The organism is Nonomuraea basaltis (assembly GCF_005893125.1).
In the GTDB taxonomy this organism is placed as follows: Bacteria; Actinomycetota; Actinomycetes; order Streptosporangiales; family Streptosporangiaceae; genus Nonomuraea; species Nonomuraea basaltis.
The window spans coordinates 38,758-53,112 of sequence record NZ_VCJS01000079.1; the positions used below are offsets into that span (position 1 = coordinate 38,758).

General features: G+C 70.1%; 7 protein-coding genes and 1 pseudogene. 4 read left to right on the forward strand and 4 right to left on the reverse strand.

Annotated features, from left to right (window positions below; translation table 11 throughout):
- Positions 1 to 29: 29 nt before the first annotated feature.
- Positions 30 to 3,341: pseudogene (locus EJK15_RS32460) on the forward strand (carboxypeptidase regulatory-like domain-containing protein); the annotation flags it as partial.
- Between the two features lie 580 nt (positions 3,342 to 3,921).
- Here EJK15_RS32460 and EJK15_RS32465 read toward each other — a convergent pair.
- On the reverse strand, positions 3,922 to 5,010 hold the full coding sequence (locus tag EJK15_RS32465) for an RNA-guided endonuclease InsQ/TnpB family protein (protein ID WP_240777362.1): 1,089 nt from the start codon (positions 5,008 to 5,010) through the stop codon (positions 3,922 to 3,924).
- A gap of 199 nt (positions 5,011 to 5,209) precedes the next feature.
- On the opposite strand from EJK15_RS32465, the gene EJK15_RS32470 reads away from it, so the two are divergent.
- Both EJK15_RS32470 and EJK15_RS32475 read left to right on the forward strand, forming a co-directional pair.
- The gene (locus EJK15_RS32470; RefSeq protein ID WP_206061225.1) at positions 5,210 to 6,262 is read left to right on the forward strand and encodes a LacI family DNA-binding transcriptional regulator; all 1,053 of its coding nucleotides are present in this window, start codon (positions 5,210 to 5,212) and stop codon (positions 6,260 to 6,262) included.
- A gap of 435 nt (positions 6,263 to 6,697) precedes the next feature.
- Positions 6,698 to 6,886, forward strand: a complete 189-nt coding sequence (locus EJK15_RS32475; protein ID WP_138714290.1) for a hypothetical protein — start codon at positions 6,698 to 6,700, stop codon at positions 6,884 to 6,886.
- A 74-nt stretch (positions 6,887 to 6,960) separates the two neighbouring features.
- Here EJK15_RS32475 and EJK15_RS32480 read toward each other — a convergent pair whose 3' ends face one another.
- On the reverse strand, positions 6,961 to 7,947 hold the full coding sequence (locus EJK15_RS32480) for an endonuclease/exonuclease/phosphatase family protein (protein ID WP_240777363.1): 987 nt from the start codon (positions 7,945 to 7,947) through the stop codon (positions 6,961 to 6,963).
- A 76-nt stretch (positions 7,948 to 8,023) separates the two neighbouring features.
- On the opposite strand from EJK15_RS32480, the gene EJK15_RS32485 reads away from it, so the two are divergent.
- The gene (locus tag EJK15_RS32485) at positions 8,024 to 8,290 is read left to right on the forward strand and encodes a hypothetical protein (protein ID WP_138714291.1); all 267 of its coding nucleotides are present in this window, start codon (positions 8,024 to 8,026) and stop codon (positions 8,288 to 8,290) included.
- Positions 8,291 to 9,179: 889 nt separating this feature from the next.
- Here EJK15_RS32485 and EJK15_RS32490 read toward each other — a convergent pair.
- Together EJK15_RS32490 and EJK15_RS32495 are read right to left on the reverse strand one after the other, a co-directional pair.
- Positions 9,180 to 12,551, reverse strand: a complete 3,372-nt coding sequence (locus tag EJK15_RS32490; protein ID WP_138714292.1) for a putative Ig domain-containing protein — start codon at positions 12,549 to 12,551, stop codon at positions 9,180 to 9,182.
- 14 nt (positions 12,552 to 12,565) lie between these two features.
- A partial coding sequence (locus EJK15_RS32495; RefSeq protein ID WP_206061226.1) for an Ig domain-containing protein occupies positions 12,566 to 14,355 on the reverse strand: 1,790 nt, incomplete at its 5' end.

Here is a 14,355-nt window from a genome sequence, read left to right on the forward strand (position 1 = left end):
TCCTCTTGCGCATGATGACGGCCGCCGCCATGGTCGCGGCCCTCGCTCTGCCCGCTCTGCCCGCCCGCCCCGCCGCCGCGCAGGCGGGCACGACCTACTACGTCGACGCCACCGCGGGCGACGACGCGGCCTCCGGTGTCGACGCGGAGCACCCCTGGCAGAGCCTGGCCAAGGTGAACGCCACCACGTTCGGCCCAGGTGACCGCATCCTGCTCCGCGCCGGCCAGCGGTGGAACGGCCGGCTCTGGCCCAAGGGCTCCGGCGAGAGCGGCGCCCCCATCACCGTCGACCGGTACGGCGACGGCGGCAAGCCTCGCATCGACGGCGCCGGCCAGGTCGGCGACGCCGTCCGGCTGTTCAACCAGGAGCACTGGACGATCCGCAACCTGGAGGTCACCAACGAGGTCCCGGCCACCGGGACCCCCGGCGAGAACCTGCGCGACCTGCGCGGCATCCACGTCTCCGGCGACAACGGCCAGACCCTCGACGGCTTCGTCATCGACGGCGTGGACGTGCACGACGTCACCGGCCAGGTCAACTGGATCGGCGGCAGCATCGAGAACAACGCGCCGGGCGTGCGGTTCCAGACCGGCTGGGACGGCTCGAAGAAGACCGGCGGCATCATCTTCGACACGACCGTGCCGGACATCAACGCGCCGCCGGAGCGGGCGACCGTGCTGAACGACGTGGTGATCCAGAACTCCACGGTCGCCAACACGTCGTTCGCCGGCATCGTCGTCAAGCAGTACACCGGGGACGGCAAGAACGACGCGGGCCAGACGATCGCCGAGCCCACCGGCTGGGGCACCCGGCAGAGCCCGGACGATCCCAAGTTCACGCCGCACACGAACATCGTCATCAGGAACAACCACGTCACCCAGGCCGGCACGGCGTACGGGTGCAACGGCATGTACATCACCAACGTGCGCGGCGCCCTCATCGAGCGCAACGTCGTCTACCGCACCGGCACCTCCGGCATCGAGACGTACTACGCCGACGACGTGACGTTCCAGTTCAACGAGGTGTACGAGACGCAGCAGAAGGCCGGCGGCGCCGACTCCAACGGCATCGACCCGGACAAGGGCACCACGCGGCAGGTCGTCCAGTACAACTACCTGCACGGCAACGGCGACGGCGTGCTGCTGTGCCAGTTCGCCTTCGGCGACGCCATCGTCAGGAACAACGTGATCGCAGGCAACACCCGCTACCAGATCTACCTGCACTCCGACCGGGCCGCCACCGCGAAGGTCTACAACAACACGATTTACAACGACAAATCCGCGTACCTCATCTACGGGTACGGCAGCTACCTCGAAGCCCGCTACGACATCACCAACAACCTCCTCTACTCGACCAGGCCCGCCACGCTGACGACCAGCCCCACCATCGCCTACAGCCACAACCTGTACGGCGGCGCGGACCTGGCGGTGCCGGCCTCCGACAAGGACGCGGTGGTCGCGGACCTGCAGTTCGCCGCCGCCCCCGTCGACGGCCCCTACGGCACGCCGGAGACCGGGCCCAAGCTCGAAACGGCCCATGGCCTGCGCGTCACCTCCGGATCGCAGGCGATCGACACCGGAGCCGAGATCACCGGGAACGGCGGCCGCGACTACGCCGGCACGCCGCTCTACAACGGCGGCCCCGACATCGGCGCCTTCGAGTACGTCACCACCGAGGGCGCGACGGCCGAGTCCGTCATCGGCACCGTACGCACCCCGTCAGGCGCCCCGATCACCGGCGCGACCGTGACCGTGACATTGACTGGGGCGGGCGTGACGGCCACCACCGGCGCCGACGGCAGGTACGCGCTCAAGAACATCCCGTTCGCCGACGGTGTCGAGGTCACCGCCACCAGGAACGGATACGAGAGCGCGACCGAGGCGGTGAACGTGCGCTTCGGCAACGCCGCCACCGCCCACCTGACCATGGCCTCGACCAGCGTGGTCGGCTCGGTCACCGGCCGGGTGCTGGACCAGGCCGCCCAGCCGCTGCCCGGCGCGACCGTCACCGTCAAGGACGGCGACCAGGCGCTCGGCACCGCCACCAGCGGGACCGACGGCGGCTTCACCGTGGAGAGCGTGCCCATCGGGGCGGGGTACGCCGTCCGCGCCGAGGCGGGCGGCTACACGGCCGCGACCAGGTCAGGTCTCACCGTCGAGCCGGCCACGGCGACCGACGCCGGCTCGCTCCTCCTCATCCGCCCCATCCCGTCCTACCTGGCCGTACACGACTTCGACGACCTGCCGGCCGGGCCGCTGACCAGCGGCGACGGGCTCACGGTGAGCGCGGCGGGCGGGAGCGCCGAGGTCGTCGAGGCGTCGGGCGACAAGGGCGTGCGGCTCACCCGCACGGCGAACAGCGGCAGCACCAGTGTCGCCCGGACGTTCACGCCCCCGCTCAAGGGCATCGTGACCGTGGAGGCGAACGTGATGAGCCAGCAGGCCTACACCTCCGGCAACCACTGGTGGGCCGTTCCCTACATCAGGGGCTCGGCCGGGCAGAACGCCGTCAGCGTGGCCTTCACCAAGAACACGATCGTCGCCTACGCGGGCACCACCACCAAGACGCTGGCCGCGTACGAGCCGGGCCGCTGGTACCACGTCTCCGCCGTGATCGACACCGTCAACCAGCGCTTCGACCTGCTGATCGACGGCCGTCGCGTGCTCGAGGGCGCCGCCTTCAGGAACGCGATCGACGGCATCGGGCAGATCGACTACTACGCCAACAGCAGCAACTACGGCGGCATCGACCTCGACGACATCCGGGTCTCCCACGGCGTGGGGCCGGCCCGCGACGACACCGCCCTGCTCAGCGTCGACACCAGCCACGGCGCGCCCGCCGACATGGTGCTCGACGTCCCCACGCGGGTCGCCGAGGTCGAGGTGACCGCCGTGGCGCGCAGCCCGTTCGCCAGGTCGGTGGCCATCGACGGCGAGCGTACCGACGGCGCCCAGGCCACGCGGCGTATCGCGCTCGGCGACACCGGCGCCGACGTGAGCATCGTGGTCACCGCCGAGGACGGCACCGCCAAGACCCACACCCTCCAGATCAAGCGGCGGGCGCTCGCCCAGGACACCACCCTGTCCGCCCTCGTCCCCGGCGCGGGCACGCTCGACCCGGCCTTCGACCCCGACGTGCTCGGATACGCCCTGACCATCCCGGGGGACCGGGTCGCGTTCACGCCCACCGCGCTCAACCCCAAGTCGGCGATCACGGTCCAGGACCACTCGGTCGCGAGCGGTTCCACGTCGCCCGCGATCCCGATCCCGGTCGGCGACACCGAGGTCGTGATCAAGGTGGTGTCGGAGGACGGGACGGCGGACGCGACGTACAAGGTCGAGGTCACGCGCCCGAAGCCGGAGCTGCCGCAGGACGGCGCCACCGCGCCGCCCGCGCGGGCCGCGCTCTCGACGACGAGCGGCTGGGAGAACGGCCTGCACGACGGCAGCTACGACGTGACCATGAACCTCTGGTACGGCGTCAACGCCAGCGCCTTCATCCTGTACGAGAACGGCGAGGAGATCGCCAGGCGCGACCTGACGCCGGACACCCCGTCCGCGCAGAAGGCGACGGTCGCCGTCACCGGCCGCAAGAACGGCACCTACGCCTACACCGGCGAGCTGCTCAACCAGGCCGGCCGCAGCGCCACCGCGTCGGTGAAGGTCGAGGTCAAGGACGCCGGCCCCGGCGAGCCCGTGCTCAGCTCCGACAACTGGGACGGCGACGGCGATCACACGATCCGGATGAACATGTGGTGGGGCACGAACGCCACCGTCTACCGCCTCTACGAGGACGGCGTGCTCGTCGACACCCAGCAGCTCGACGCCGCCACTCCGGCCGCGCAGAGCGCCGCCACCGTCCTCAAGGGACGGCCGGCGGGCACCCACACGTACGTGGCCGAGCTGGAGAACACGGCAGGCGTCACCAAGAGCCCGAAAGGGGGAGTGCGTGCTTGGTTCTCGCTCCGCACGGCGCACACTCGGTGGTGGTGTGCGCGGGATGCACCAGCCGCAGGGTACGGCCGTGCTTGCGCGCCATGTTGATCAGCTCGTGCTTGGTGGCGCCGATGGCTCCGTCGGCGGCTTTGCGCGCCATGGTGGACTTGGCCAGGAATTTCGGCCGGAAATCCTCCACCGCCAGGGCGTCGAAGTCGTTGACGATCTTTTTCGCACACTTGCGGCCGGTGTCCTGGCGCTGGCGGGCGACCTTCTTGTGCAGCTTGGCGGTCCGCCTCTTCGCCGTGCGGTAGCCCTTGGAGCCCGGCCGGCCCTTCGGCCGCTTTCTGCGTGCCATCATGCGCTGGTAGTGCGCGAGCTTGGCGGCGGTCTTCCTGCCGTACTCGGGGTGCGGGAGGTCGTGGTCGTCGCTGGTGGTGGTCGCGACCTCTTTCACGCCCCAGTCGATGCCGATGGACCGGCCCGCCTCGGCAAGCGGCTGTATCTCGGCCGGGATGACGAACGAGGCGTACCAGTGGCCGAGGCTGTCGCGGTAGATGCGGACGCTGGACGGGTCGGCCGGGAGGTCCCGCGACCACACCACCGTCAAGACGATCCCGCCCGCCAGGTGCAGCCGCCCGCCCTTGATCCGGAAGCCGCGCCGGGTGTAGTTCAGCGTCGGGTCGGCCAGATCCTTCTTCTTGAACTTCGGCATCCCGGCCCGCTGCCGCATGGGCAGGCGGTCTTTGATGTCCTTCAGTGCCTTGGCACGGGACTTGGCGAAGTCGCGGATGATCTGCTGCTGCGGAACCGACGCCCCGGCGGCGAGCCATTCATGCTCAGCCCGCCAGCCGGTCAGCATCTTGTCCAGCTGTGCCGGGCCGCAGGTCTTCTTGCCATCGGGGTGCTGCTTGTTGTGCAGGTACGCGGCCTTGGACTCGGCGACGCACTGGTTCCACACCCAGCGGCACCGGTCCCACTCGGCAAGCAGGGCGGCGAGCGCGGTGGACGACACGCGGAGCCGGTAGGTGAACCGGGCGTGCCCGGCATCCTCCGTCTCCTGTGGTGTCGCCACCTGCACCTCCTAACCGTCGGTGATGAGACGACCACGCTACAGAATGCCACCGACAAAACCCGGCCGCAGGCAGCGCATCGCACAGGCCATCGACGAATCGCCCTGACGGCGATTCGTCTTTCCCCGCCCCGCCACGCGCGAGTCCGGATTCCTCCCCGGCCTGAAGGCCGGGGCATCCTCCGGAGATTCTGGTGACAAAATGACCAGTATGGAAACCGGGTCGTCGCAGGCTCCTGCCTCCCCGCCGACCCTGCACGACGTCGCCCGGGAGGCAGGCGTCTCCATCGCCACGGCGTCGCGCGCGCTCAACGGCAGCGTGCGCAACGTCCGGTCGGAGAACGCCTCCCGGGTCCGGGCGGCGGCGGTCAAGCTCGGCTACGAGCCGCACCTGTCGGCGCAGGCGATCGCCAAGGGCTCGACCAGGACCGTCGCGCTCGTGGTGCGCGACGTGGCCGACCCATACTTCTCCTCCATCGCCGCCGGGGTCACCCAGGCGGCGGAGGCCGCCCAGCTCATCGTCACCATGGCGGTGGCCGAGGGGTCGCCGGAGCGGGAGCTGGAGATCGTCAAGACGCTGCGCGGTCAGCGGCCCCGCGTCATCATCGTCGCGGGGAGCCGCATCGACGGCGCCGGCACGCGGGACGCACTCGTGGAGGAGCTGGCGGAGTACCGCAACGCCGGCGGGCGGGTCGTCATGATCAGCCAGCGCGACCTGCCGTTCAGCACCGTCACCATCGACAACCACGACGGCGCGGGGCGGCTGGCGCGGGCGCTGCTCGACGCCGGCTACCGGCGGTTCGCGGTCTTCCACGCGCCCGCCGAGATCCGCACCTCCCGCGAACGGCACTCCGGCTTCGCCGCCGCGCTGCGCTCGTCCGGGGCTCCGGCGCCTGCCGCGATCGAGACCGGCTTCACCCGCGCCGGCGGCTACGACGCGGCGCGGCGGCTGGTGGAGCGGGGGTTCGAGGATGTGGAGGCGGTGTTCGCGGTCAACGACGTGATGGCCATCGGCGCCATGACGGCCTTCCGCGACGCCGGGGTGGTGCCCGGGAGGGACATCGGGGTGGCGGGGTTCGACGACATCGGCTCGGCGGTGGACGTGGTCCCCTCGCTCACGTCGGTGGCGGTGCCGCTGCGCGAGGCGGGACTCAGCGCGATGCGCCTCGCGCTGTCGGACGAGGCGACGGCCGACGTATGCCTCCCGGCGGACGTCGTCCTCCGGGAAAGCACCCCACCCCGCCCGCCGGCGTGACGGAAAAGGGATCGCGCGCCGGCTTCAATTTCGTGGCAGGTGCCCGACTTCGACGTCGGCAAGTACGACGCCAGGCTGCGCACCCTGCATGCGGACATGGAACGCGGCCACCAGCTGAGAGCAACCGCCCACCGCTTCGCCCTCCTCGCCCGCTGATCTCTAGGCGCCGACCACGATTGCCAGGTCGGCTCGGTGTCCACGACTCCGGCCAGGCGGCTCCCGCTGGCCGCCGTGCTCGCCCGGGAGTGAACCGGATTCTTGCACCGAGGGCAACAGATCAACGCCTGGGTAGGTGGTTTCTCACCCGCGCTCCCGCCGGAACCGGTGGCCGGTGCCCCAGCCGGGATGGCAGGCTGCCCGCAACCGCCCCGGTCCTCCTGCGAACGGATGGCCGGGGCGGGAACCTCCGCAGTGTTCACCGGAAGGAATGCGGCAATGACTCATGACGCCGGCCGTGTCGCGGCCAAGCGGATCAACGACCACGTGGAACTCGTACACGACGACAACCCCGACGCGATACTCGAGGTCCCCCGGCACGACTGGGAAGCGTTCACCACGGCGGTCAAGTCGGGCGCGTTCGATCTCAGAACCCTGGAGCGCGAGGCCGAGGAGAACGTGGCCTGATCACTTTCCCAGCCGCACGACGGCGCCCGCTCCCGCGCAGGGGGCGGGCGGCCGCCCACCGGAGGTCACCCCATCTAGGGGAGGCGCAGTTCGGCGAAGACGCCGCGGTGGTCGGTCCTGGGCACGTCCACGACCTCGACCCGGCGCACGGCCACGCGCTCGTCGGCCACGATGTGGTCGATGGCGATGACGGGCGGGATCGCCCGGAGGTTAGGCCAGGTCGGGGTGAGGCCCCGCCCTGCCTGGTCGGCCGCGTCCACGTAGCCGCGGCTCAGCAGGTCGCGGAAGGCGCTGTGGTCGAGGCTCGCGTTGAAGTCGCCGGCCAGCACCCGGACCGCCGAGGGGGAGGCCGGCGGCAGGGCGCCCAGGGCGGTGTTCCACTCCTGCTCCATGCGGCCCAGCGGCGGGTTGGGGTGGACGGCCACGATCTCGACCGCGCTCCCGCCGGGCAGCGCCATGGACGCGGCGGGCATGTTGTGGCCGATCGGGGTGAACAGGTCCGTCAGCTCCGTCACCGGGTGCTTGGTGTAGATGCCGCTGCCGGTCGCGCCGGACTCGGCCTGCAGCACCCGGTACGGCAGGAGCTCCTTCAGCCCGGCCGCGTCCAGCCGCTCGGCCTCGGCCGGGGTCAGCTCCAGCGTGCTGAGCACTTCGACGTCGTACTCGCGTACCAGGTCGACCACGGTCTGGGCGTCGCCCCGGCCGAACAGGTTGATCGTCAGCACCCGCAGCGGCGCGCCGTTCGCGACCGGCTGATCCGCGCCGATCACCCTGGGCAGCACACAGGCGGCCATCGTCACGCAGGCCAGCGCGGCGACGAGGGCGGCCGGGCGGTTGCGCCTGATCAGCAGGAGGGCGGTCAGCGCCGCGAGCGCCGCGCCGTACGGCGTCGCGGTCATCAGCTGGGTGACGAACGAGCCCTGCTCCAGGCCCCCGACCCTGATCGCGGCCCAGAGGGCCAGTAGTGCGACGACCGTCCATGACATCCATCGCCTGCGCCGCCGCTTCGGCGCCGGCCGATCGTCCGCCGCGGCCTGCTCGGTCCCGACTGCTGTGCTCACTCCGCCGCCCTGTCCCCGAACCGCATCACGCTTGAACTTTAAACGAATTCGGCGGCAGGTGAGCGCTCCAAGGTCGTTGACCCCGCCGCTTGATGACCTGGCGAATGCGCCGGGCAGCAAGGTAGTCGACGACATTCCCGGGACGTTCGGGCTCGACGGGCTGGCCCTCCAATCCACGTGGGGCGAGATCGTGATCGACCGCAGGACTGGCCAATTGCTCGGGAGGCAACGGCTGACTCCCGAGGGCGTTGCCTGGGGCGCCGAGATCGTCAGGAAGGCGGGCTGGAGCGATGTGCGGCCGGTGCCGCCTGCCAAATGCGTCCGCTGTACGGCCCGGCTCTAGAACACGCGCACTGGATTGCGGCGCGGCGAGCACGGAGAGTGCGTCCGTGCTGTACTTCTGGGAGGCCGCCTCGCAGGTGATCGAGCACGATGGGAGGGAATCGTGGCAGCTGTTCCTTTGCGGGAGAGGAGAGGTCGACGTGTCGAATGGCGCGCCCACCACGTGCAGTGCCGTCCGGCGCGATGGGAAGGATTATGTTGAAAGGGCTAGTTGTGCCGAGGCGAAGAGCGTTGCGACTGGCTACAGTGGCGATCGCTGCTGCGGGCATGTTGGTAGTCGGCCATATGTTCTCCCGCGCTCTCGACGACTGGTTTATTGAGGCGCTCTACGCAGAGACTCCCGCTGGGGAGGTTCCCTACGTAGCAGACACGGTCCAGTTTATCGTGTTCCGATTCCCTATAATTATCGGAATAGGTACCCTGTCGCGCTGGTCTTCCTATCGATTGCGCGATATGGTCTTTGGGGTAATCCCCATTTATGGGGAAATATTATTTATTCGGCTGTGTTGGAGGGTGGCGTTCTATCCATTCGTGGATTGGGTGCCGCGAGAGAGTGAAAGGGGTGGTCTTGAGGCCACCCCTTATGCGTCGGACGAGAAGGTCATTTCTTCCCACAGTAAGACTCATTCCGGCCGGGACTAGAGATGGGTCGGGTGGCCGGGTCGGCGTGCAATTGTCGAGTGGTATTTCGGTCGGCCGCGGTATCCTGCTGGACGAGGCATCGGAGCAGCTTGCCGGCAGCGACCAAGTCTTTGATTTCGGCGCCAAGTTAGTGTCGGATGAAAAATTTCGCAGGCAAGTGACCGACGAGTCTTGCTAGCGCTCCAGCCGGGTTTGATCCCGTGCATCCCCGTCCGGGGGATGGCGATGCACGGGATCGCCGATGTCCCTCAGGTGCGCCAGGTGACCTGGTCGAACACGGCGGTGGCCAGGGTGCCTGGGCTCCCGGACGTCACGGCGAGGCCCGCGTAGTACGGGGCGTCGCCGAAGGCCGCCAGGGTGTCCTGGCCCACTGCCGTCCAGGTCTCGCCGTCGCCCGACACGGAGGCGGTGAAGACCAGGCCCGTGCGCCGCAGCCGCAGCCACAGCGGGGCTCCGGAGAACGACGGACCGTTCACCGCGGGCGCGCTGCCGGCCACCTTGGCACGCCGGATCAACTGGCACACGCCGTTTCCACCGGCGGTCACCACCGCCCCGGCCATCAGGTCGAAGGGATTGAGTGACTTCGCCATCACCACCCCGACCCGGCCGGGTTCGCCGGTCGGCCGGGTCAGCCGGGCCGTGAACTCGGCGTCCATCCCCGCCTGACCAGGCAACCCGGTCAGCGGCACGTAGGCGAACTGGACACTGGCGCCCTGCCCGTTGACGTTGAGGTCGGCGCCCGCGCCGCGCACGGTGAAGACCCCGTTGTCATGGTGGGTGATCCCGGGGGTACGGACGATCACCACGCCGTACGTGCCGAGGAGCCGTTCGTCGTGGATGACATCGCCGAGGTCGCGGTATGCCCAGGGGGCGGGTGGGGCGGCGGCCACGGTCAGCGCGAGTGCCGCCGTTCCCGAGCCGCTCGCGTTCTCCGCCGTCAGCTGGACGGAATGCTCCCCGGCCGCGGCGGGGGTCCCGGAAATGAGACCGGTTCGGGGATCGAGGCTCAGCCCGCCGGGCAGCCCCGTCGCCGTGAACCGTACGGGATCGTCCGTGGCGCGCACGACGAGGCGGAACGGCCGGGCGGCGTTGCCGTACGCGGTCTTCGGGACGGACAGTGCGGGCGCTGCGGACGGCTGGGGCATCTGGGCGCTCACCGGACGTGAACGCGGCCCCGTTCCGGCCGTGTTGCCGCGCGCGACGACGTAGTGGTACGTGTGGCCGGGCACGCCGGTGGCGTCCACGAACCGGGTGCGGGTTCCGAAGCCGACCGGGGCGACGCCGGTGGCCAGCACCCGGTAAGGGCCTCGCTCCGTGTCCCCGCGCCACACCGTGTACCGCCCGGACAGGTCGTCGTCCCGCCACGAGAGCCGGACCGCGGAGCCGTCGCCCGCCGCCTGCACCTCGCTCACGCCACCCTGCGGCTGCGCGACCGACCAGCCGGCGCCGCCGGCCTCCACCGTGACGTTGTCGAAGCAGGCTGTGCCGGTTTCCGCGTAGTCGTCCGCGACCCCCAGGCACGAGGAGAAGGCGAGTCCCACCAGGGCGTGCCCGCCCAGCGGCAGCTCGTCCGAGCCCACCTTGGTCCACTCGTGTCCGTCCGGTGAGATCTCCCCGGTGAGGAGGGCTCCCTTGCGCGTGATCCGCACCCAGTACGGCATCCGCAGCCGGTAGCCGTCGCCCGCTGCTTCCACATAGGGGGATTCCAGCGGCGTCGCCGACTCGGGCAGCGGCCCCAGTTCGGAGATCGGGAAAGCGGCGTTAGCGGTGATCGCCGGGCGCTGTGACGGCGGCACAGGCTGGGAGCCGGTGCCGTGCGTGGTGCCTCCCGGCTTGGCCCGCACCGTCCACACCCCGCTCCAGGCGTGCAGCGGCAGACCCTGCAGCAGCATCGCCGCGTGCGGGGCGCCCGCGTCCAGCGAGCCGCGCACCATGACGCCCACCTGGGAGTACTGCGAGCTGAGCGGGAACACGATCCGCGCCGTGACGGCACCGTCCCCCGGCAGCGGCAGCCAGGCGAGGCGGAAGGAGTCGGCGTCCCCGGCGATCCCGGTGCCGCCCGCCTCCATGGTGATGCGCTCACCGTCGTACCTGGTCGAGCCCTTCGGCCGGGCAGCACCGACGTCGCCGGTACGCCAGGGAGCGGGCAGTCCCTGGGCGGCCACGACGGGCAGCGACCGGGGCCCGGTTCCGTGGCCGTTGGCCGCCGCGACCGTGTACGCGTAGGCACGGCCCGCGGCCGCGGTGCGGTCGGTGTGCGAGGTCGCGGTGAGCCCGTCCGCGAGCAGCGTGTACGCGTCGGCTTCCGGCTCCTTCCGCCACACCGCGTAGGTCTCGGCTCCGACGACCGCCGGCCACGTCACGTCGATCCCGGCGCCGCCGGATGCCGCCGTCACACCGGCGGGGGCGGTGGGCGCTCCGGCCGGCAGGCCCGATCCGCGCTCCGTACCGGCGAAGGTGAGGGTTCCCCACGACGGGTGGTCGTCGTTGTAGCCCTCGACCACGCGTGACCCGCCCGCACCCCGGAAGATCACCTTCTCGGTGTGGGGCGCGGGCTTGCCGAGACGTCCCGCGTAGTGGGCGTACGCCATCTCCCACAGCGGCCGGATCACTCCGCGCTGCCGGTTGGAGACGGCCGTCTTGATGTACTTGCCGGTGCGGTCGAGATCGGGTGTGAACGGTACGGAGTCGTCGCCGAGGTTGTAGCGGGCGAAGTACTCGAAGTTGGCGAGGATCCGGTCGTCGGCGAAGCCGAAGAGGTCCACGCCCTGCTGCCAGGCGACCTGGGCCGCGTCCGCGAGCAGTCCGACCGCGAGCTGCTCGTGGGCCTGGTCGCGGCCGGACTCCTGTCCTTGCCCGGCGGCCGTGACGATGCGGTGCAGTACGGAGCCGTTGCCGGTGCCGACCGTCGCGAACCGTATGGCGTCCTCGAACATCACCCGGTCATCGCAGAACACCGCGATGGCGAGGATCGTGCGGAGCGAGGCGAGGTCCCAGTTGCCGTTGGCGTACAGGCAGTAGCCGGACGCCGCTGGGTACCAGACGTCGGTGAAGGAGCGGACGCAGCGTTGCACCGACGCCTCGGCCCAGCCGTCGTAGCCGCTGTGCCGGAGGATCTCGGCGGCGTTGACGAGCTTGAAAGCCTGGAGTCCGGCGCCGAGCTGCCCGTCCGCGCCGGTGATGCCGGTGAGGGAGGTGGCCCAGGCGTCCAGGATGTCGCGGGCCTTGTCGGCGTGGCGTACGTCGCCGGTGATCGCCCACATCAGGGCGTTCTGGTACGCGGCGGCCGCGTCGGCGACGGCCTGGTTCGCGAAGTTGGTGGGGCCGCGGCCCCAGGTGGTGATCTGTCCGGTGTTCTGGACGGTGTAGGTGTACTGGGAGCGGGCGTGGGCGGCCATCGCGGCGAAGCCGGCGGCGATCGGGTCGCGTCCTGCCGCGACCGCGGACTTCATCCGGTCCAGGTCCTCGCGGGAGTGGAGGAGTCCGGGATGTGCGAAGGCGAACGCCTCTTCCGCGTTCAGGGCCCACGCGGGCGTGGCGGAAGCGGACAGCAGCCCGCTCCCGGCCACGGCCGCGAGCCCCGCCGCGCCGAGGAACGACCGTCGGCTGAGGGGATGCACGGTGACTCCTTGGTTCAGGCGGGGTGCCGCACGGTGATGGCGAGGGACTTCGTCGCCGTGCCCACGCCGTTCGTGGCCGAGACGGTGACCGTGTAGGTGCCGGGGACCTGCGGGGTCCCGGAGATCAGGCCGGTGTTCTTGTCGACCGTGAGGCCCTCCGGCAGGCCGTCGGCGCCGAACGACGTCGGCAGCGCGGTCGCGGTGATCAGGTGGTTGACGATCTGACGCGCGGTGGCCGCGGCCTCGCCCGCGCTGGTGATCTCCGGGGAGATCTTGGCCGCGGCCGTGGCGGAGTCCAGGAAGCGCAGGTCCTTCACGTGCTCGTTGACGAACATCGGCACCATGTCCTGGGTCAGGTACCAGCGGGGCTTCTGCATCGTGTCGGCGATGACCGTGCCATTGATCGCCAGGTTCTGGAAGGTGACGTTCTTGACGGGGCGGTCCGCGTCGTAGCCGACGATGACCGACATATTGGCGTTCTTGCCGTCGTACTTGAGGTTCCGTACGTACACGTCCTCAATGCCGCGGCCGGGGGACGCGTTGTACCGGTTGGCCATGACCCGCATGTTGATCAGCTGGCCCCAGCGGAAGTCCTCCACCCGTACGTCCTGGATGCGGACGTTGCGGATGAGGTTGCTGTCGCCGGTGTTCATGGCGAAGCAGCCCTGGTAAAGGATCTGGGGCTCGCGGTGGTCGAGCACGTCGATGTTGCTGAACACCACGTTTTCGATGACCTCGGGCTTGTCCGGGTTGCCGTGCGTGCCCATGTTCACCGGGTGCGCGACATCGGCCCAGAGGATGGAGTTGCGCACGGTGATGTTGCGGGTGTCGCCGTAGTAGTCCCAGCGGTGGGCGTAGATGGCGATGCAGTCGTCGCTGTTGCGCATGAAGACGCCGTCGATCAGGACGTCCTCGCTGCTGAACACGTCGATGCCGTCGCCCCACTGGCCGTGGCTGTAGGAGTGCAGGTTGCGGACGGTGACCTGCTTGGACTGGCCGATGGTGCAGGCGTAGCCGCTGCGCGGGTTGAGCACCAGAATGCCGTCGATCTCGATGTTCTTGGAGAACGCCGCCGTGATGCCGCCATCGGCGTTCCACAGGATGCCCCGGCCGAGCAGCCGGGCGTTCTCGACGTTGCGGAACTCCACCCGCGCCTTCAGCACCGCGCCGCCGGCCAGGTACACCGTCTTGCCGCTGGGCACCATCAGCACGTTATCGGCGACGGTGTGCACGCCAGGGCCGAAGTAGATGACGGCGGGGTCGTCCGGCTCGGGTCGCTGCGCCTCGATCGGGTTGGCGTGCAGCTGCAGGTTGTCGAAGATCTCCCCGTCTATCTCGATGGAGAGGTTGCGGGGCTCGCCCAGGGTGAAGCGCACGGTGTCGCCGGCCACCTCGTGCTTGATGTCGTACGACAGCGGGCGGATCCGCGCAGAGCCGATGGCGCCCTTGGACGACGTGACCTCGACCTCCACGGTGCCGTTGAAGTCGAAGGTGGCGACCGAGGTGTTCCGGACGATGCCGGCGCCCGTCTTCTCGTTGATGGTCTTCGTCAGGCCGCGAAGGACGGGCACCGGCTGCCACTGGCCGTTCGGGGTACGGGCCTTGACGGAGAAACTCGTGTTGGCCGGGACCCCGTTCGGGATGGGGTACACCACCAGCCGGTCGGCGACCTCGGGTCTGTCGTCCGCCTTCGCGGCGCCGGCCATCGTGCCGATCAGGGAGTATGCGGCGGCGGTGGCGCCCGTGGCCTGGATGAAGGTGCGCCGGGTCAGCCCGATGCCGTGGGGGTCGGTCATGGGGGGTC

Coding starts and splice junctions, on each gene's coding strand:
- EJK15_RS32470 (WP_206061225.1), top strand. CDS start 5,210: ATGACCAGTATGGAAACCGGGTCGTCGCAGGCTCCTGCCTCCCCGCCG.
- EJK15_RS32475 (WP_138714290.1), top strand. CDS start 6,698: ATGACTCATGACGCCGGCCGTGTCGCGGCCAAGCGGATCAACGACCAC.